This is a genomic window from uncultured Bacteroides sp. (assembly GCF_949298305.1).
Lineage (GTDB): Bacteria > Bacteroidota > Bacteroidia > Bacteroidales > Bacteroidaceae > Bacteroides.
On the sequence record NZ_CASFWU010000049.1, the window covers coordinates 1 to 20175 of the forward strand.

At 55.2% G+C, this 20175-nt stretch carries 21 protein-coding genes; 13 read left to right on the top strand and 8 right to left on the bottom strand.

Annotation, left to right across the window (positions count from 1 at the left end; all coding sequences use genetic code 11):
* The 6 genes from ychF to Q1Y74_RS08205 form a co-directional block, all read left to right on the top strand.
* The coding region (gene ychF / locus Q1Y74_RS08180) for a redox-regulated ATPase YchF (RefSeq protein WP_300813724.1) at positions 1–1045 on the top strand (1045 nt) is incomplete at its 5' end.
* 312 nt (positions 1046–1357) lie between these two features.
* A complete protein-coding gene (locus Q1Y74_RS08185) occupies positions 1358–2272 on the top strand; it encodes a ketopantoate reductase family protein (protein ID WP_300813725.1) in 915 nt (304 codons plus the stop codon).
* 88 nt (positions 2273–2360) lie between these two features.
* Positions 2361–3194, top strand: coding sequence for a prolipoprotein diacylglyceryl transferase (lgt, locus tag Q1Y74_RS08190; RefSeq protein WP_300813727.1), 834 nt, complete (start codon positions 2361–2363; stop codon positions 3192–3194).
* Positions 3195–3443: 249 nt separating this feature from the next.
* Entirely contained in the window at positions 3444–4130 is a 687-nt protein-coding gene (locus Q1Y74_RS08195; RefSeq protein WP_300813729.1) for a DUF6198 family protein, read from the top strand.
* A 784-nt stretch (positions 4131–4914) separates the two neighbouring features.
* Positions 4915–5400 (top strand): sigma-70 family RNA polymerase sigma factor, encoded by a 486-nt coding sequence (locus tag Q1Y74_RS08200; RefSeq protein ID WP_300813731.1) that lies wholly within the window; start codon positions 4915–4917, stop codon positions 5398–5400.
* A 12-nt stretch (positions 5401–5412) separates the two neighbouring features.
* A complete protein-coding gene (locus tag Q1Y74_RS08205; RefSeq protein WP_300813733.1) occupies positions 5413–5997 on the top strand; it encodes a hypothetical protein in 585 nt (194 codons plus the stop codon).
* A 51-nt stretch (positions 5998–6048) separates the two neighbouring features.
* Here the strand turns inward: Q1Y74_RS08205 and Q1Y74_RS08210 are convergent, their stop codons facing one another.
* Positions 6049–6861 (bottom strand): SPFH domain-containing protein, encoded by an 813-nt coding sequence (locus Q1Y74_RS08210; protein ID WP_300813735.1) that lies wholly within the window; start codon positions 6859–6861, stop codon positions 6049–6051.
* Between the two features lie 444 nt (positions 6862–7305).
* Here Q1Y74_RS08210 and Q1Y74_RS08215 point away from each other — a divergent pair, with 444 nt between their 5' ends.
* Together Q1Y74_RS08215 and Q1Y74_RS08220 are read left to right on the top strand one after the other, a co-directional pair.
* On the top strand, positions 7306–8499 hold the full coding sequence (locus tag Q1Y74_RS08215) for an AAA family ATPase (RefSeq protein WP_300813737.1): 1194 nt from the start codon (positions 7306–7308) through the stop codon (positions 8497–8499).
* Complete coding sequence (locus Q1Y74_RS08220) at positions 8496–9014, top strand: hypothetical protein (RefSeq protein ID WP_300813739.1); 519 nt, start codon at positions 8496–8498, stop codon at positions 9012–9014. The genes Q1Y74_RS08215 and Q1Y74_RS08220 overlap by 4 nt, the downstream gene beginning before the upstream one ends.
* A 118-nt stretch (positions 9015–9132) precedes the next feature.
* Here the strand turns inward: Q1Y74_RS08220 and Q1Y74_RS08225 are convergent, their stop codons facing one another.
* On the bottom strand, positions 9133–9555 hold the full coding sequence (locus tag Q1Y74_RS08225) for a PH domain-containing protein (protein ID WP_300813741.1): 423 nt from the start codon (positions 9553–9555) through the stop codon (positions 9133–9135).
* 97 nt (positions 9556–9652) lie between these two features.
* On the opposite strand from Q1Y74_RS08225, the gene nadB reads away from it, so the two are divergent.
* Positions 9653–11221 carry an L-aspartate oxidase gene (gene nadB, locus Q1Y74_RS08230; protein WP_300813743.1) on the top strand — a complete coding sequence of 523 codons (1569 nt, stop codon included), beginning with the start codon at positions 9653–9655 and terminating at the stop codon, positions 11219–11221.
* Positions 11222–11410: 189 nt separating this feature from the next.
* Positions 11411–12769 carry an MATE family efflux transporter gene (locus tag Q1Y74_RS08235; RefSeq protein ID WP_300813745.1) on the top strand — a complete coding sequence of 453 codons (1359 nt, stop codon included), beginning with the start codon at positions 11411–11413 and terminating at the stop codon, positions 12767–12769.
* Between the two features lie 208 nt (positions 12770–12977).
* On the opposite strand, the gene Q1Y74_RS08240 is transcribed toward Q1Y74_RS08235, so the two are convergent.
* From Q1Y74_RS08240 to rbr, 5 genes are all read right to left on the bottom strand, one after another.
* Complete coding sequence (locus Q1Y74_RS08240) at positions 12978–13802, bottom strand: M48 family metallopeptidase (RefSeq protein WP_300813747.1); 825 nt, start codon at positions 13800–13802, stop codon at positions 12978–12980.
* On the bottom strand, positions 13799–14209 hold the full coding sequence (locus Q1Y74_RS08245) for a DUF4870 domain-containing protein (RefSeq protein WP_300813748.1): 411 nt from the start codon (positions 14207–14209) through the stop codon (positions 13799–13801). Before Q1Y74_RS08245 ends, Q1Y74_RS08240 begins: the two co-directional genes overlap by 4 nt.
* Positions 14210–14259: 50 nt before the next feature.
* Positions 14260–14664: a DUF2752 domain-containing protein gene (locus tag Q1Y74_RS08250; protein ID WP_300813750.1), complete on the bottom strand. Its 405-nt coding sequence runs from the start codon at positions 14662–14664 to the stop codon at positions 14260–14262.
* A gap of 4 nt (positions 14665–14668) precedes the next feature.
* Positions 14669–15004, bottom strand: a complete 336-nt coding sequence (locus Q1Y74_RS08255; protein ID WP_300813752.1) for a TM2 domain-containing protein — start codon at positions 15002–15004, stop codon at positions 14669–14671.
* A gap of 566 nt (positions 15005–15570) precedes the next feature.
* Positions 15571–16149, bottom strand: coding sequence for a rubrerythrin (rbr, locus tag Q1Y74_RS08260; protein WP_300813754.1), 579 nt, complete (start codon positions 16147–16149; stop codon positions 15571–15573).
* A gap of 272 nt (positions 16150–16421) precedes the next feature.
* On the opposite strand from rbr, the gene Q1Y74_RS08265 reads away from it, so the two are divergent.
* Together Q1Y74_RS08265 and sulP are read left to right on the top strand one after the other, a co-directional pair.
* A complete protein-coding gene (locus tag Q1Y74_RS08265; RefSeq protein ID WP_300813756.1) occupies positions 16422–16724 on the top strand; it encodes a DUF4884 domain-containing protein in 303 nt (100 codons plus the stop codon).
* Positions 16725–16812: 88 nt separating this feature from the next.
* A complete protein-coding gene (gene sulP / locus Q1Y74_RS08270) occupies positions 16813–18489 on the top strand; it encodes a SulP family inorganic anion transporter (protein WP_300813758.1) in 1677 nt (558 codons plus the stop codon).
* A gap of 92 nt (positions 18490–18581) precedes the next feature.
* On the opposite strand, the gene Q1Y74_RS08275 is transcribed toward sulP, so the two are convergent.
* Positions 18582–19007: a DUF3592 domain-containing protein gene (locus Q1Y74_RS08275; protein WP_300813761.1), complete on the bottom strand. Its 426-nt coding sequence runs from the start codon at positions 19005–19007 to the stop codon at positions 18582–18584.
* A gap of 254 nt (positions 19008–19261) precedes the next feature.
* Between Q1Y74_RS08275 and Q1Y74_RS08280 the strand changes: the two genes are divergently transcribed.
* On the top strand, positions 19262–20175 hold a 914-nt coding region (locus Q1Y74_RS08280), incomplete at its 3' end, for an AAA family ATPase (protein WP_300813763.1).

The following is a 20175-nucleotide window of genomic DNA, read 5'->3' on the forward strand; positions in this document are numbered from 1 at the left end:
CTGCCTGTCCAGCGCCAAGGCGCAGGCGGCAAACTTCCCCTTCTGTACCATCGACGCCCAGATGGGCCAGGTATCCGTGCCCGACGAGCGTCTGACCCGCCTGGCGGAGATTGTCCATCCGGGACGCATCGTGCCCGCCGTGTGCGACATTGTGGACATTGCCGGCCTCGTCAAAGGTGCCAGCAAGGGCGAAGGCCTGGGCAACCAGTTCCTGGGCAACATCCGCGAATGCGACGCCATCATCCACGTGTTGCGCTGTTTTGACAACGGCAACATCGTCCACGTGGACGGCTCTGTCAACCCGGTGCGCGACAAGGAAATCATCGACACCGAGCTCCAACTGAAAGACCTGGAGACGGTGGAGAACCGCATCAAGCGCGTGGAGAAGGTGGCCAAAGTGGGCGGCGACAAGAACGCCAAGCTGGAGTACGAACTGCTGCTGCGCTACAAGGAAGCGCTGGAACAGGGCAAGAGCGCCCGCACCGTCATCCCGCAGAACGAGGACGAGGAGGCCTGCGCCCGCCAGATGTTCCTGCTCACCACGAAGCCCGTCCTCTATGTCTGCAACGTGGACGACACCAGCGCCGCCGCGGGCAACGCCTACGTCGAGCAGGTGCGCGAGGCCATCAAGGGCGAAGACGCCCAGCTGATGATTATCTCCGCCCAGACCGAAGCCGACATCGCCGAACTGGAGACTTACGAAGAGAAACAGATGTTCCTCGAGGACCTCGGTCTGAAGGAAAGCGGCTGCAACCGCCTCATCAAGGCCATCTACAGCCTGCTCAATCTGGAAACCTTCATCACTGCCGGCGAAATGGAAGTGAAAGCCTGGACCTACCGCAAGGGCTGGAAGGCTCCTCAATGCGCCGGCGTCATCCACACCGACTTCGAGAAAGGCTTCATCCGCGCCGAAGTCATCAAGTACGACGACTACATCAAGTACGGTTCCGAAGCCGCCGTGCGCGAGGCCGGCAAGCTCAGCGTGGAGGGCAAGGAGTACGTGGTGCAGGACGGCGACATCATGCACTTCCGGTTCAACGTGTAAGGTTGAGTTACAAGTGGACGAGTTAACGAGTGGACAAGTTGACAAGGAAGCATATAGAAAAAGGGTGTATCAGAATGAAACATTACTGTCCGGTTCCCCTCCTTCCCGAAGGAGGAGAACTGAAGATACCCGACCCAACCGAGACATCCAAACAACAGGTAAGCAGAGAGGAAACGCACTGAAAGTAAAGCCCGCCAACCTGGCAGTTGTCGCAAATTTTGCGACAACTGCCGGATGGCAGCAAGCACCGTCCTGCCACTTACCGCAGGGATGGATTAACCATACGTACTAACCCTCAAAAACAAATACATTATGAAGAACTATCTCATTGCAGGTACCGGCGGCGTAGGCGGAAGCATTGCCGCCTTCCTGGCACTGGCGGGAAAGAACGTCAGCTGCATTGCCCGCGGCGAACACCTGGCCGCCCTGCGCGAACACGGACTGCGCCTCCACAGCGACCTGAAAGGCGAACATACCCTGCACATCCCCGCCTGTACGGCCGAAGAATATCAGGACAAGGCCGACGTCATCTTCGTCTGTGTCAAAGGCTATTCGGTAGACTCCATCACCGACCTCATCCGCCGGGCGGCGAAACCCGAGACCGTTGTCATCCCCATCCTCAACGTCTACGGCACAGGCCCCCGCATCCAGCGGCTGGTGCCCGGCGTGACGGTACTGGACGGCTGCATCTACATCGTGGGCTTCGTCAGCGGCAAGGGCGAAATCACCCAGATGGGACGGATATTCCGCCTGGTGTTCGGCGCCCACCGGGGCACGAATGTTCCCCGTGAAACGCTGGAGGAGGTGCAGCGCGACCTGCAGGACTGCGGCATCAAGGCCGAACTGTCCGACGACATCAACCGCGACACCTTCGTCAAGTGGTCGTTCATCTCGGCCATGGCCGTAACGGGAGCCTATTACGACGTGCCCATGGGCGAGGTGCAGAAGCCCGGCCCCGTGCGCGACACCTTCATCGGCCTTTCGCGCGAAAGTGCCGCCCTGGGCCGCAAACTGGGCATAGAGCCGAAGGAGGACCTGGTGGAATATAACCTGAAGGTTATCGACAAGCTGGACCCGCACAGCACCGCCTCCATGCAGAAAGACCTGGCCCGCGGACACGAGAGCGAGGTGCAGGGACTGCTGTTCGACATGATTGCCGCCGCCGAAGCACAGGGCATCGACATCCCCACCTATCGCATGGTGGCGGAAAAGTTCCGAAATCTGTGACACGCAGATTTTGTCCTTTGCCGAATAAAAGCTACTTTTGGCAGCTGTAAACAAGAACAATAATCTAACTAACGAATAAAGATACGTCATGTTACCACTACTCAGCATCAACTGGAATCCCGATCCCGAACTGTTCAACCTTTTCGGCATCTCCATCCGCTACTACGGACTCCTGTGGATTATCGGACTTGCCTTCGCCTATTTCATCGTGAGGAAGGAGTACCGCGACCGTAAAATTGCCGACGAGAAGTTCGATTCTCTGTTCTTTTATTGTTTCTTCGGCATCCTCATAGGTGCACGTCTGGGACATTGCCTGTTCTATGCTCCCGAATATTACTTACCAAACTTCTGGGAAATAGTACTGCCTGTCAAGTTCCTGCCCGACGGCGGATGGAAGTTTACGGGTTACGAAGGACTGGCCAGCCACGGAGGGGCGTTAGGTCTTATCTTTGTCCTGTGGCTCTACTGCCGCAAGACGAAGATGCACTACATGGACGTGCTGGACATGATTGCCGTAGCCACCCCCATCACCGCCTGCTGCATCCGCCTGGGCAACCTGATGAACTCCGAAATCATCGGCAGGCCCACCGACGTGCCCTGGGCATTTGTCTTCGAGCGGGTAGACTCCATCCCCCGCCATCCCGGCCAGCTCTACGAGGCCATTGCCTACTTCATCTTCTTCCTCGGCATGGTGTACCTGTACAAGAAGTCCCACAACGGCACGGCCTACGGACGCGGCTTCTTCTTCGGCCTCTGCCTGACGGAAATCTTCATCTTCCGCTTCTTCATCGAGTTCCTGAAGGAGAACCAGGTGAACTTTGAAGACGGCATGACGCTGAACATGGGACAATGGCTCAGCATCCCGTTCGTCATCATCGGCATCTGGTGCATGCGCTCGGCCCTGAAGCGGAAAAAGGCCTGAGACAAAGCGGTGCGCCGGCGGCGCACCCTCCCCTGCCGACGCAGGCGATGCAGACACGCCCCGACACGTTCCAACCCCCGGGAAGGAACCGTCCGGAGTCGTCCGCATCGCCTGCGTCCGTTTTTATCCGGCCTCTGTTCAGTAAAGGACAACAGATGTTCAGCATCGGACAAACCCCGTCCCAGAAAAAAAGCGGAACTTTGCACGCCGTAAAAACAGGTAAAAAAGGTAAAAAGAAGATTGGAAAAGATGGAAAAGAAAAGCGTTCTTAAAAAGTATCTGGTATTTGTATTGGGATTGTATTTCCTGGCGGCAGGCGTCGTGCTCATTGTCCGTTCCGCCCTGGGCACCACCCCCATTTCGAGCATCAATTACGTGGTGAGCCTCAACACGCCGCTCACACTGGGCACCTGCACGTTCCTCATCAACATGCTGCTCATCGTGGGCCAGTTCTGGCTGATACGCGGACGGGGCAGCCGTCAGGACACGGTGGAGATATTGCTGCAAATCCCCTTCTCGTTTCTGTTCTCGGCCTTCATCGACCTGAACATGCTCCTTTCCTCGGGCCTGCACCCCGACAGCTACGCCGCCTCCATAGGCCTGCTGCTGGCAGGATGTATCACGCAGTCAGTCGGCGTGGTGCTCGAGCTGAAGCCGCGCGTGGCCATGATGAGCGCCGAGGCCTTCGTGAAGTACGCCTCCGGCCGCTACAACCGCGAGTTCGGCCGCACCAAAGTCTGCTTCGACATCACCCTGGTCACGCTGGCCGTGCTCACCTCGCTGGCCTTCACGCAGACGGTGGAAGGTGTGCGCGAGGGCTCGCTGATAGCCGCCGGACTGACGGGCTACATCGTCAGCTTCCTCAACCGGAAAATCATGACCCGCAGGAACCTCTACCGGCTGATGCCCGTGCTGAAGAGCAACCGGGCCGCATAAGCTCCGGAAGGCTTAACGAAGCTATAAATCAGCTAATACATGTTATAAAACATGCCTTTTTGCTTGCATGGTTTGCAGATTACGGAAAAGTGCGTACCTTTGCAGTGTGTTTTTCATAGTATTAGATTTAAGGTTAACAAAGGTTGGAGTACAGCGGTACTCCTTTTTTTATGCCCGTACGCCAACCCCGCCCGCACCCCGAATCAGCCCCATTTCCCGTTAAAAAGTCTGCAACACCACTAATTCATGTTATATAACATGCTTTTTTCGTTGGATTGTTTGCAAATCACCGGAAAGTCCGTACCTTTGCAATGTGTTTTTCATAGTATTAGATTTAAGGTTAACAAAGGTTGGAGTACAGCGGTACTCCTTTTTTTTTGCCCATACGCAAAGTGCCCGCCGCACGCCCCCGCCGAAGAGGCGCAGGAGGCCCTCACTGTAAAGAATATTCCCATTCCGCAACCTCCGCTCGCCCGCTCCCGTAAATCATTAACCGTCAACCCCTTACATATCACCCCAGCAAAGGCCTGGACTGAGGTACCCTAAGTATAGGACCGAGGTACCCTAAGTATAGGACTGAGGGTACCTAAGTACACGACTGAGACCCCCACCGTCGGCAGGGTACCCCGGCTTGTAAAGAAAGCGGAAAGTCCACCCGCCCGCACGGAGCCGGCCCTACTCGGGCCCCGGCAAGGGCAGGAGGCGGCCCCGCGGACGAAAAAAATCGGGCCACGGCGTAACTATCAGCCCGCCGCAGCCGACTAACGAAGCAAAAAGTACGGAAATGACAGATACCATCAAGGAAAAAGAATTCACCGACCTGCTGCTGCAACACCAGGCCATCGTCTACAAGGTGTGCCTGCTCTATGCGCAAGACAAGGAAGACCTGGCCGACCTCTACCAGGAGACGGTGTACAACCTGTGGAAGAGCTACGGGGCATTTGAAAACAGGAGCAGCTTCGGCACCTGGGTCTATCGCATCGCGCTGAATACCTGCATCACCGACCTGCGCCGCAGGAAGCGCCACGAGCACGTGCCCCTGCGCCTGACGGACACCGACCTGACGGACGACGACCCGCAGGCCGAAATGCTGAACACGCTCTACAGCCTCGTCCGCCGCCTGAACAAGTCGGACCGCATGTACATCGTCCTCTGGCTGGACGGAAAGACCTACGAGGAGATAGCCGAAATCATCGGCACCAACCGCAACCAGGTGGCCGTCAGGCTGCACCGCATCAAAGAGAAACTGAAAACCATGTCAAACCTTTAACCACACACCACCATGAATCTGGAAGAAATGCAACAAGCGTGGAAGGAACTCAACGAACGGGTCGCACGCAACGAAATCCTGCACCGCGAAGAAGTGAAGAGAATACTGAACACACGCAGGGAATCCTGCCTGGAAAAACTGACACGGGTGGAAAGAATAGGACTGGCTGTCGCGGCAACAGTCTGCCTCGTCTACGTATCGGCCTGGATTGCCCGGCCCGGTTTCCACATCCTGCCCGGCATTACGGGTGCAATACTGGTATTCTACGGACTGATTGCACAAACAGTCAGCCTGCACAGCCTGGGAAGAATCAAACGGGAAACGAATCTGGAAGCCCAAGTCCGGCACATCCTGCGCTACAAGAGCCGGTATAACCGCATCCTGCTGGCGGGTTATCCGCTCATCGCCCTTTTTCTCCTCTCCTTTGTCTGTTTCTACGGCACGCGATTCAATATCCTCTTCATGTCGCTGCTGCTGGCCGCCGGCATCATTGCCGACTACTTCACCTTCCACTACACGCACGACCGCGTGAAGCAGATGATTGACGCCAACCGCGAGCTCCGGCAGATGGAAGAGGACGGCGAGGGGCAGGACTGAGGCGGAAGGAAAGCACAAAGGGGGCAGGACAGCCGAGCCCTGCCCCACCCTTTATTGCAGCTTCAGGAAAGGCAGCGTGTTGCCGCTGGTGGACAGGGGCAGCTTGCCGTCCCACTTCTCCACCGCCTTCAGCTGTATCAGTTCGGGGGTGATGCTTTCCTGCAGGATGCGGTTGGCGTCGGCCTTGCCCTTGGCGGCAGCCACCACCTTCTCGGCCTCGGCAATGGCGGCTTTCTTCTCGTTCTCCACCTTCAGGGCGTTCTGCACGGCGGTATTCTTGGCGTCGATGGCGGCCTGAAGCACCTCGTTGGGCTTCACGGACGACTGTATGTTGCTGAAGGTGAACCCGCGCTGGCTGAGGCGTTCCCTCAAGAGGCTCTCCACCTCCTTCTCGAAGGCCGGGCGGTTGTTGATGAGCGAATCGGTCTCGTACAGGCCCGCCACGTCCTTGTAGGCGTTTTTCACCTCGGTCAGGATGACGGACTGCTCCAGCTCTTCGGTGGTCTTGCGATAGCGCAGGAAGACAATCTTGGCGTTCTCGCGCTCGATGTAATATTCAATGGTGGGGTCGGTCTTGAAGATGGTTCCCTTCTTGTCCTGAATGTCGAACGGCTCATAGTCCACAATCTGCGCAAAGGCCGGATACTCGAACAGCTGTTTGACGAAACGGTTGTACATCACCCATCCCGTCTCCACCTTGGCGTCGTCCACTCCGCGCTCGCTTCCGGCCAGGTTGACGATGATGCCCGTCTGCCCCGAATCAATGCGCTCCACGGCAAACATGACGAAAAACAACACGACAATGCCCACGAGCACCATGCCCGTAAGCCCCATTTTTACAGTCTGATTTTTAGTAGTTCCCATAAACGAATCATTAATTTGTGATTATTGAATACATGCAAAGCGGCTCCAAAGATAGGGCATTTACGACACCCGATGCAAATGCCGGCAGAAGAAAAAGGCGGAAGAAAGGCTTAAGAAACCTGTAACGGCCTTAAAACGTGTTATTAAACATGCTTTTTTGCTTGGAAAATTTGCAGATACGCCGGAAGTACGTACCTTTGCAATGTGTTTTTCATAGTATTAGATTTAAGGTTAACAAAGGTTGGAGTACAGCGGTACTCCTTTTTTTTTGCCCGTACGCCAGGAAGGGATTTAACGGATGTCCCGCACACGATGAAACAGAAAACAATGACTCCACTAAAAATAAGCAGATTTCGTACTCCAACGTATGCTGAAATCATCTATATTTGCAAACAAGTCAGTTGATATTCGGCAACTGCCAAACTTGATTTAGCACTCGGAAATATGATAAAGGAACTTTGGCTACAGGATTGGAAAAGCTTTGAGAAATCAAGGTTGTATATAGACCCATTGACTTTTGTGATAGGGACAAACGCCAGTGGAAAATCCAACATATTGGACGCACTCTCTTTCTTATGCGACAGCGCCAAAGGCATTCCTGTGAATGAAATTGCCCAACATACCCGTGGAGGACTGGACTGGATGATCCGCAAAGGAGCAGATGAATTCCGACTGACACTGATTGTAGAAGATGACGGGGATGATTTGACCTATACATTAGCCTGCCGGAAATATGACAAATCGTTACAGATTTCCTTTGAAAGCCTGGAATGGACATCATCCAAAACCAAAAAGACAAGGATGCTGTTCGCAACCGACAGCGCCTATGAGGAACCGGCTTCGCCCGCCATACCCATCCGCTTTTACCAGGAAAAACGGGGAAAGCAAAAGCGTATGGACCTGAACCGGCAGACCACCGCATTGTCCCAAATGGAGAACCTGGTGGTCATAAAAAGGGTAAAAGAAGCGGCGCTGCTCGTCCAGAATGCAATGAAAAACATCTTCATCCTGAACCCCATACCCAACCACATGCGCGACTACGTCCAACTGGCAGAGCGGTTGAACCCCGATGCCGGCAACATAGCCGGACTGCTGGCCGGCATGAAGCCCGAAATGCAGCAGCAGGTTGAAAAAGAACTTACCGAATATGTCCGCCCTCTACCGGAAAAGGACATCAAGCGCATCTGGGCTGAAAAGGTGGGTCGCTTTGAAAGCGATGCCATGCTCTATTGCGAGGAAGAATGGGTGAACGGAGAGAAAATCGAAATTGACGCACGCAGCATGTCCGACGGAACACTCCGCTTCATCGCCATCGTAATGGCCCTGCTGACCGGAAAGGAAGGAAGCCTGATGGTGATTGAGGAGGTGGATAACGGCCTGCATCCGTCGCGCGCGCAGGAACTGGTGAATGTATTGAAACAATTGGGAGGAAAATCGCAAATAGACATTATTTGTACGACCCACAACCCGGTTCTGATAGACGCATTGGGACGCGACATGATACCTTTCATCAGCTACGTCACCCGCTCCGAAGAAAACGGATGCAGCCTCATCTCGCTCCTGGAAGACAAACAGAACCTGGCAAAACTGATGGCACAGGGTTCGGTAGGCGACCTTATGACGGAGGATGCGCTATGAAAAAGAAGGTCTTGATTATAGACACCAGCATCTTGTGCGTATGGCTGCAAGTCACCGATATGGAGAACTGTGGGCCTGACAACGACCGGTGGACTTACGAAAGGGTTTGCCGGAAGATAGCGGAGGAACAGGAAAAAGACACGACATTCATCTTGCCCGTTGCCACCATCATAGAGACCGACAACCACATCGCCCACGCCAGAGGAGACCGCTTCAATCCGGCCAGGAAACTGGCAGACAAAATCATCGATGCAGCAAACGCCAACTCTCCGTGGGCAGCATTTACCGAACAGGAAGAGTTGTGGAACAACCAGGGATTGGCATCGCTGGCCGCACGCTGGAAGGATACAGCCGTAAACGGCCAGTCCTTAGGCGATGCTTCCATCGTAGACGTTGCCAATTACTATTACGAAATGGGCTTTGAAGTAGAAATCCTGACCGGTGACAAGGGGTTAAAGGCATACCAGCCCACAACGGCAGCCCCCGCAAGGATTCCGCGAAGATACAAAAAGTAGCAGCTATGGTTGCCGGAACAGGACATGGACCGGAAATAGACCTGCACAGAAAAGCGCGCATTAACCGTCGTTGGCAGACAGCCATCCCCTGCCCTGCCCCGTCATCCTTCACCGTCCATCAGCAACCGCCCCCCGCAGTTCCGCCGCCCTGACCCATCCGCGCCTCCAGCGTCCTGACAAAGCTCTCTTCGTTCTGCGGCAGCAGCGACACCGTCTTGCCCTGCCCGTAGCGCACCAGCACGTAGCGGACGGCACAGAAGCGGCCCACACGCATGGACGACATCCGCTCCACGCCGGTAATGTCCGACAAGGGAATCTCCCGGCCACGGGAAAAGCGGCCGTAGTCCAGCAGCAGGCGGCCGTCGGTGGTGACGGTGTAGGTGGTGTGGATTACCTTCTCGATGAAGCGCAGCAGCAGGATGCACCACAGCAGGGCGATGCCGATATATTTCACCCAAAGGCAATACACCAGAACGAAGGCAAACAGCAACAGCGCCAGATACTGAGCCGCGGCTATGCGGGCATGGAATACTCTGTCCATAGTTCTCTTTTTTGCGGTAAAGGTATGTATTTTCGGTAGGAAAGCGAACAAGCAACGCACTAATTTAGTAAATTTGCAAGTGCTAACACACATACTTATGGTAAGAAAGTTCGATTTCCTCGTCATCGGCTCAGGGATAGCCGGTATGAGTTTCGCCCTGAAAGTGGCGGAAAAGGGGACGGTAGCCCTCATCTGTAAGGCCGGAATGGAAGAGGCCAACACGTATTTTGCACAAGGAGGCATCGCCTCGGTAACCAACCTGGCCGTGGACAACTTCGAGAAGCACATCGAAGACACCATGATTGCGGGCGACTGGATCAGCGACCGCGAGGCGGTGGAGAAAGTAGTGCGCAACGCCCCCACACAAATCAAGGAACTCATCAACTGGGGCGTCAACTTCGACAAGAAGGAGAACGGGGAATTCGACCTGCACAAGGAAGGCGGACACAGCGAGTTCCGCATCCTGCACCACAAGGACAACACGGGGGCCGAAATACAGACTTCGCTCATCGAGGCCGTGAAGCAGCACCCCAACATCACCATATTCACCAACTTCTACGCCGTTGAAATCATCACGCAACACCACCTGGGCATCATCGTGACGCGCCACACGCCGGGCATCAAATGCTACGGCGCCTACGTCCTCAACGAGGAGACTGGCGAGGTGGACACCTTCCTGAGCAAAGTGACCGTCATGGCCACGGGAGGCTGCGAGGCCGTCTATCGCAACACCACCAATCCGCTGGTGGCCACAGGCGACGGCATCGCCATGGTCTACCGTGCCAAGGGAGCGGTGAAGGACATGGAGTTCATCCAGTTCCACCCCACAGCCCTCTACCACCCGGGCGACCGCCCCGCCTTCCTCATCACCGAGGCCATGCGCGGATACGGCGGCGTGCTGCGCACCATGGACGGCAAGGAGTTCATGCAGAAGTACGACCCGCGCCTGTCGTTGGCCCCGCGCGACATCGTGGCCCGCGCCATCGACAACGAGATGAAGCAGCGCGGCGAAGACCACGTCTACCTGGACGTCACCCACAAAGACCCCGAGGAGACCAAACGCCATTTCCCCAACATCTACAAGAAGTGCCTCAGCATAGGCATCGACATCACCAAGGACTACATCCCTGTGGCGCCGGCCGCCCATTACTTGTGCGGCGGCATCAAGGTGGACCTGGACGGACAGAGCAGCATCCGCCGCCTGTATGCCATCGGCGAGTGTTCGTGCACCGGCCTGCACGGCGGCAACCGCCTGGCGTCGAACTCGCTCATCGAGGCCGTGGTCTATGCCGACGCGGCCGCCAAACATGCCCTGAGCGTGCTGGAACGCTATGACTTCAACGAGGACATCCCCGAATGGAACGACGAGGGCACCATCAGCAACGAGGAGCGTGTGCTCATCACGCAGAGCATGAAGGAGGTGAACCAGATTATGGAGTCGTACGTGGGCATCGTGCGCAGCAACCTGCGCCTGACCCGCGCCTGGAACCGCCTGGACATCCTCTACGAGGAGACCGAACGCCTCTTCAAGAGCTGCAAGGCCACCCGCGAGCTGTGCGAACTGCGCAACATGATCAACGTGGGCTACCTCATCACCAAGCAGGCCATGGAACGCAAGGAGAGCCGCGGCCTGCACTACACCATCGACTATCCGCATAAGCAATAGCACATACCGTTGACAAGGGAACGGGTTGACGAGGCTACAAGGGGAGAAACAGGCAAGGAAGCAAGAGACTTGTGTACGATATTTCCTCGTAGCCTCGTCAGCTTATCCCCTCGTAGCCTCGTCAACTTGCCAACTCGTAACCTCGTCAACTCGTCCCCTCGTCAACTGATAACCAACCAACCCGACCCAATGTCCCAATCCCCCTACGAGCAGCGCCTGGGCACCGAGCGCATGCTCCCGCTTGTCTTCCGCATGGCCCTGCCGGCCGTGGCGGCACAGTTCGTCAACCTGCTCTATGCCATGGTGGACCGCATCTACATCGGCCACATACCCGGCATCGGCACCGACGCGCTGGCAGGCGTGGGCGTCACAGTCTCCATCGTCATCTTCATCTCGGCTTTCTCGGCCATTGTGGGCGGGGGAGGCGCGCCGCTGGCCGCCATCGCGCTGGGTCAGGGCGACCGCGAGCGGGCGGGCCGCATACTGGGCAACGGCTTCGTGATGCTGGTGGGCTTCACACTCGCCACCTCGCTGGTGGCCTACACCTTCATGGAACCCATCCTGCTGCTCACAGGCGCGTCCGGACGCACCCTGCCATACGCCACCGACTACCTGTCCGTCTACCTGCTGGGCACCCTCTTCGTGGAGCTTTCCGTGGGGCTGAACACCTTCATCAATGCGCAGGGACGGCCCGCCGTCGCCATGTACTCCGTGCTGATAGGCGCGGTGCTCAACATCGTGCTCGACCCCGTGTTCATCTTCTGGCTGGGCATGGGAGTGAAGGGAGCCGCACTGGCCACCGTGCTGTCCCAAGCCGTCAGCGCGGCCTGGGTACTGGGCTTTCTGCTGGACAGGCGGAGGGCGTCGCTCCCGCTCGAAAGGCGCTACATGCGGCCACGCCGCAAGGTGATACTGGCCATCCTGGGGCTGGGCATATCACCCTTCATCATGGCCAGCACGGAGAGCATGGTGGGCTTCGTGCTCAACGGCAGCCTGAAGCACTTCGGCGACATCTATGTCAGCGCGCTCACCATCCTGCAAAGCGCCATGCAGTTTGCCAGCGTGCCCCTGACCGGCTTTGCACAGGGCTTTGTGCCCATCGTGAGCTACAACTACGGCCACGGCGACAAGCAGCGCGTCAAGGACTGCTTCCGCATTGTGCTGGCGGTGATGTTCTCGTTCAACCTGGTGCTGATGCTCTTCATGATACTGTTTCCCGCCACTGTGGCCGCCGCCTTCACCAGCGACCGCCAGCTGATTGACACCGTCCGCCGGACCATGCCCCTCTTCCTGGCCGGCATGACCATCTTCGGCCTGCAACGGGCGTGCCAGAACATGTTTGTCGCCTTGGGACAAGCCAAGATATCGGTCTTCATCGCCCTGCTGCGCAAGGTGTTCCTGCTCATCCCCCTGGCCCTGCTGCTGCCCCGATTCATGGGTGTGTCGGGCGTATATGCCGCCGAGGCTGTGTCCGACGCCACAGCCGCCATCTGCTGCACGCTGCTCTTCGCCTGGCAGTTTCCGAAAATACTGGGTAAAGTGAAATAAAAATGGAAGATATGTCTTAAAAAGCCTGCAACAGCCTTAAAACGTGTTATAAAACATGTCTTTTTACTTGGAATATTTGCAAGTTCGCCGAAAGTCCGTACCTTTGCAATGTGTTTTTCATAGTATTAGATTTAAGGTTAACAAAGGTTGGAGTACAGCGGTACTCCTTTTTTTATGTCCATACCTCAGGAAAAGGGGGCGCATCCGGTCAGTCAGAAGCCGGAAGCGCCTCCTTCTTTTCTCTCAACGCCTTCCTGTAAGCATCCCACTCGGCAGGCTGCATGAGGCGTATAAACGTCCTTCCCTGCCCCTCGCGCTCGGCACGGCTGCCAATGAGCCGGCTGCGCTTCCCGCTGTCGGGATGGGTACTGACCCACTCGGCCAGCGAAGGCAGCTCCTCCTCTTCGGAGAGACGGAACAGGAACTCGCCGAAGGGACGGGGATTGATGCCGGCCTGCAACAGATAGGTGACGGCCAGGTCGTCCGCCTCGCTCTCCAGCGAGCGGTCGTAGGCCGTAGAAGAGAGGACGCGCATCAGTTCGGCCATCGTCGCAGCACCGGCATTTCCGCCCACCAGACCCGTCAGGGCTGCCAGCCCCATTTCCTTTATCAGCTTCTGCATCACATGACCGCGTTCAATATGGGCCAGCTCATGGGCCAGCACGCCGCACAGCTCCTCCGCACTGCGACACGAATCAATGAGCGCTGTGTACACCACCAGGTGATTGCCCGGACAGGCAAAGGCGTTCACCTCGTCGCTCACCACCAGATGGAGCGACACGCGGCTGCGGTCTATACCGTTGGCACGGCACAGGGTGGAAAACAACGAATCAAGGGGCACCGTAAGGCACCGGTCACCGACAAAGGTCTCGGACTCCGAGACAAACTCCCAGTACAAATCGCCCAGTTTCTCCTCAATGATGTTGCGGTGCAGACCGAACACTTCCATCCAGTCCACCCGCGAAAAGGCGAACAGCACGGCCGCAAAGACCAGCAGCGACACCAGCGACTGACGTATGACTTTCCGTATCATGGCTTGCAAAGCAAATGGGTGAGCGGGCCGTAGACGTACCACTCCACCTGACGGCCCTTACGCACGGCTATCATAGTGTGGACGGTGGCCACATAATCAATGACGTTGAACAGCACCACCGTAAACAGGCAGGCAAAATAAAAGGACGAGAGCAGCGTAGAGCCCAGCAGGACCCGCACCGTCCACCAGAACAGCAACGAATTGGCGAAAAACAGCGGCAGCTGCGACACCAGCGCCTGCGTACAGTGCCAACGCACGAAATAAGTCTTGTGCCTGTTGGCCAGGTAGAAGATGACCGTAGCCAGCAGATTGATGATGGGAAAAGGCAAGCCCGCCATGGCAGCCAGCAGAGACATCAGATAGCTGTTGGAAGCGGCCTCCATTTCGTGTTCGCAAGGAATATACATACAGAAGGGATGAAGAATAAAGAATGAAGAAACATAATGCCTTGCAGCGCTCATAACCAGTGGAAGAGTACCCACGCCCAGTTGGCCAGCACCAGGCAGACAAAGACCGCAAAGACGCGGCGACGGCGAAGCAGCAGGTCCACCCGCAGGAACAGACGGTAGAGCGAGGCACGGCGGCACAGCAGGTCGGCCAACAGCCACAAGGGCAGCACCGCCAACCCTGCGGCCAGCAGCAACCCTAAAGGATTGCAGGCAACCGAAGCCGCCACATCGCCCCGCAGCAACGCCAGGATGGCCCGCGTGGAACCGCACGAAGGGCAAGGCACATGAAAGAGCTGCTTGAACAGACATCCCCTCCACAAGCCCTGCCCCGCAAAAGTCCATGACAGCCACGTCCACACCCATCCGCCCGCACAACCCACAGTACAGAGCGTGTAGAAAGCGCGCAACGTCATCTGCTTACAGAACGGTATGTAGCTTCTGCATATTGACATCGCGCGTGGAACCCATGATGAGGAACCAGTCTACAATGGTCCAGATGCCGAGTCCGCCGCAGGTAATCAGCTTGCCGACGCCCAGTCCCATGTTTCCGATGAAGAAGCGGTCGATGCCCAGCCCGCCGCCAATGAGCGAAATGATGAGGACAATGGTGGGATCCTTGAACTGGAGAGTCTGTATCAAAGGCCACTTGCTGTCGTCGGCAGCCAGCAACAGCTCACGGATGGCACCTATCTGATAATCGTGGAAAAACCTGTTGTTGGCCATGATGAAGGCATCTACTTTCTGTGAATCCATAGTTGTGTACTGTTATTTAAATAGATTAAATCAAAAAAACATATTAGCGGACAAATATAGGTACATTCTGTCTAAAACAGAACAAACCATGTTCTTTTTTTGAAATAAGAATGAAACAGCTCCGTCAGCGCCCTACGCACAAAGAACATCCGAAGCAGAATGAAACCGGCCTACACAATAGGAAATCCGAAGCCGCAGCATTGCCTCCTCCCGGCGACGGGCACTGACGGAGGCTTCACTCCGAACTCACAAAGCGATTTCCACGAGCACCCCCCGTTCCCGTCAAAAAAGAAATTCTATACTGATACACAGAAAGATAAGGTAATCCTCAGCCCTTCTTGCCACGAAATCCGTTCACCCGCTTCCACCACGCTTGCATGGTCCGCGAGCCACGCTTGCATGGTCCGTGTACCATGCAAGCATCCTCCAAACACCATGCAAGCATGCTCCAAACGGGATCTATGCACAAACCGTCACCGCTTCATTTTCCACCCAAAAAAACATCCTCCAGAACTTCCGGCGGAAGTCTGGAGGATTGTCCTGTATCAGCTGAAGGATACCGGTCTTTACCAGTTCTCCTTCTTCACCTCGAAGTAAGCGCGCGGGTGGAGGCAGGCGGGGCACAGCTCGGGAGCTTCCTTGCCCACATAGATGAATCCGCAGTTGCGGCACTGCCATACCACTTCGCCTTCCTTGGCAAACACGGTGGCGTTCTCAATGTTCTTGATGAAAGCGCGGTAACGCTCTTCGTGTCCCTTCTCGGCAACGGCTATGTTGCGATACATCAGAGCAATTTCGGGGAATCCCTCTTCATCGGCGATGTCGGCAAACTTGGGATAGTCCAGTGTCCACTCCTCGTTCTCGCCGGCCGCGGCTGCCTGAAGATTCTCGAGCGTAGTGCCGATGACGCCTGCGGGATAGCTGGCAGTGATTTCTACCATGCCGCCTTCCAGCCACTTGAACATGCGCTTGGCGTGCTCCTTCTCCTGGTCGGCCGTCTCGGTGAAGATGGCTGCAATCTGTTCGTAACCTTCCTTCTTGGCCACACTGGCAAAGTAGGTGTAGCGCATGCGTGCCTGCGATTCGCCGGCAAACGAAGTCAACAAATTCTTCTCGGTACGGGTTCCTTTGATACTCTTAGTCATAATTGTTTGTTTTAAAAAGGTTAGTATTCTGCTTTTCTGTTTATCATGTTGCAAATGTAAGAAATCCTCGCTCATTTCCAATGCCAATCCTTATCGGATTTTTCTATACTCTCATAAACAAAATCTATCGGACTCGCTCCGCCATAAAAGCGACAGGCCACAGCCTGCGACAATCGCAGCCCGCAACCTTCCCGTTAACAATAATTGTCCGACCAGACATCTGTAATAGAAACAAATCTGCTTACCTTTGGGTTCAACCAATTGCCATGAAAATGAAAAAAACTCTCCGAATCTCCGTTTTTCTGCTGCTGGCAGGCATGTCAGCCGCTTCCTGCATCACGCAGCATTCCGTCTCGGTCTCCCAGTCGTCCAACAATCCCGACTACCGCGTCAGCTACCTCTTCGAGCACGACGGATGCCGGGTGTACCGCTTCTACGACACGTGGTCGGGCAGCTATGTGTACTTCACCACGCAGGGCGACATGACCGCCATCCCCAACGACTCCACCCGCCGCCAGACGGTGACCTACCGCCGGCAGAATGACAGCATTTTCGTAAAAAGAGCGGAACCATAGCGCTCATATACTTTATTTTACCTAACTTTGCGCTCTCGTTTCAGAAAGCAACATACAATAACAGGTAAATAAAGTTACTAAACAGAAAATGAAAGCGTTCGAATTCAAGCCGAAACTCTACACGGCTCTTAAAAATTACTCCAAAGAAACGTTCATGGCCGACCTCATGGCGGGTATCATTGTGGGCATCGTAGCCCTCCCGCTGGCCATCGCGTTTGGAATCGCTTCGGGTGTGTCGCCCGAGAAAGGCATCATCACCGCCATCATCGCCGGTTTCCTCATCTCGCTGCTGGGAGGCAGCAAGGTGCAGATAGGCGGCCCCACGGGTGCGTTCATCGTCATCATCTACGGCATCATCCAGCAATACGGCGAGGCGGGCCTCATCGTGGCTACGCTGATGGCGGGCGTCATCCTGATACTGCTGGGTGCCTTCAAGCTGGGTGCGGTCATCAAGTTCATTCCCTACCCCATCATCGTGGGCTTCACCAGCGGTATCGCCGTGACCATCTTCACCACACAGGTGGCAGATGTGTTCGGCCTGCAGTTCGGCGGCGAGAAGGTGCCGGGCGACTTCGTGGGCAAGTGGATGGTCTACTTCCGCCACTTCGACACGGTGAACTGGTGGAATACGCTGGTCAGTATCGCCAGCATCGCCATCATTGCCCTCACGCCCAAGTTCTCGAAGAAGATTCCCGGCTCGCTCATTGCCATCGTGGTGGTGACCCTGGCCGTCTGGCTGATGAAGACTTACGGGGGCATCACCTGCATTGACACCATCGGCGACCGCTTCAGCATCCGCGCCGAGCTGCCCGATGCCGCCGTGCCCGCCCTCAACTGGGAAGCCATCCAGAACCTCTTCCCCGTGGCCATCACCATCGCCGTGCTGGGCGCCATCGAGTCGTTGCTGTCGGCAACGGTGGCCGACGGTATGATAGGCGACAAGCACGACTCCAACACCGAACTGATAGCGCAGGGCGTGGCCAATATGGTGACTCCTCTCTTCGGCGGCATTCCCGCCACGGGCGCCATTGCCCGCACCATGGCCAACATCAACAACGGCGGAAAGTCGCCCGTAGCAGGCATGATACACGCCGTGGTGCTGCTGCTCATCCTGCTGCTGCTGATGCCGCTGGCACAGTACATCCCGATGGGCTGTCTGGCGGGCGTGCTGGTCGTGGTTTCGTACAACATGAGCGGCTGGCGCACGTTCAAGGCGCTGCTCACGAATCCCAAGTCCGACGTGGCCGTCCTGCTCATCACGTTCTTCCTGACGGTCATCTTCGACCTGACCATCGCCATCGAGACGGGTCTGGTCATTGCCTGCGTGCTTTTCATGCGCCGTGTGATGGAAACCACCGAAATATCGGTCATCAAGAACGAGATTGACCCGAATGCCGAACTGGACATCGCCACTCACGAAGAACACCTGGTCATCCCGAAAGAGGTGGAAGTCTACGAAATCAACGGTCCCTACTTCTTCGGCATTGCCACCAAGTTTGAGGAAATGATGGCACAGATGGGCGACCGTCCCAAGGTGCGCATCATCCGTATGCGCCGGGTACCGTTCATCGACTCCACCGGCATCCACAATCTGGAGAACCTGTGCCGCATGTCGCAGAAGGAGAAAATAACCGTCGTGCTCTCCGGCGTCAACGAAAAGGTACACAAGGTACTCGAAAAATCGGGCTTCTACGAACTGCTGGGCGAGGAGAACATTTGCCCCAACATCAACGTGGCACTGGACCGTGCCAAATCGCTGTTGTAAACGGGACAGGAAAATACAGACAAGGAGGGCGCCAAATACATTTGGCGCCCTCCTTGTCTGTATCATAAAGATTGTATAACAGAACTCTTCGCTTATCTTTTCCTTCTTTCGGGACGAAGCATCACCCATGCACCGCCTGCACAAATCAGTCCACAAACCAGCATCGCGCCCCATATCCAGCACTCCTCGCCCGGCAAACGCACATCATTCGTATGTTGCGGACGACAGAGCACGGTTATTTCATCGCCCACCTGTCTGAAAGGCCAGTAATATTTCTTGGTAACGTAACAATCGCCATACTTGGCAGTGGAATATTTTATCAGCATTTCATGCTCAAACCTCACCTTCCGATGGCGGTGTACCCGCTCCGTTCTGGTTTTCTGAATCACTCCGACAGCACGTTCATGAGTACTGTATGCCTGATGCAACGACCAGAAGCCATACAATGCGCCTCCAGACAAAACGACTCCTCCCAACACCAGCAGAAAGCAAATCAATTTTTTGCGTAAAGAATCCATAAATATTGACTTTACTACAAAAGTAATATAAAGCCTGCGAAATACAAAGCGAAAAAGATGGTTTATAAGTATCCGAATGGGAAGTGCAACGAACCACATTCATAATAAATATTTGTCACAACTTCTCTACTATCCTGCAGAACTGTTGTAGGAAAGAAGGAAGAATAAGAATATCGCTTGTGTATGAAATAAAAATAGTTATCTTTGTAACAGATACTATCTCTGCTTCATTGGCAAATAAACCCTGACGCATTATGAAAAGAAACTATCCAGTAGGCATACAGAACTTTGAAGAAATACGTAAAGAAAATTATTTCTATATTGACAAGACAGCACAAGTCTTCAAACTTGTGGAAAGTGGTAAATACTATTTCCTGAGCCGCCCCCGCCGATTCGGAAAGAGTCTGCTTATCTCGACCCTGGAAGCATACTTTCAGGGGAAAAAGGAACTTTTCGAAGGACTTGCCATGGAAACACTGGAAAAGGAATGGATCGAATACCCCATCCTGCACCTTGATCTCAATACAGAAAAGTACGATACACCCCAAACACTGGAAAACAAACTTTCCCTGAACCTGAAAATGTGGGAAGATGAGTATGGAGCCAATGAATACGAATATTCTCTTGCCACCCGTTTTGAAGGAGTGATACGCCGTGCGGCAGAGAAATGGGGCCGAAACGTAGTCATCCTCATCGACGAGTACGATAAACCCATGCTTCAGGCCATCGGCAACGAAACGTTGCTGACCGACTACCGCAACACGCTGAAAGCCTTCTACGGCGTGATGAAGAGTTGCGACCGCTACATCAAGTTTGCCCTGCTGACCGGAGTAACCAAGTTCAGCAAGGTGAGCGTGTTCAGCGACCTGAACAACCTGATGGACATCTCTATCGACGAACGATTTGCCAGTCTGTGCGGCATTACAGAAGAAGAACTGTTCACCAACTTCCAGGAGGACATCATCGAACTGGGGCAAGAGAACAAACTGACCGAAGAGGAAACCAAGGCTGAACTGAAAAAGATGTACGACGGCTATCACTTTGCCGAGGAGAGCGAAGATATCTACAACCCCTTCAGCCTGCTCAATACGTTTGCCAAAATGCGGTTCGGAAGCTATTGGTTCGAAACCGGTACACCCACTTTCTTGGTCGAACTGCTGAAGCACAG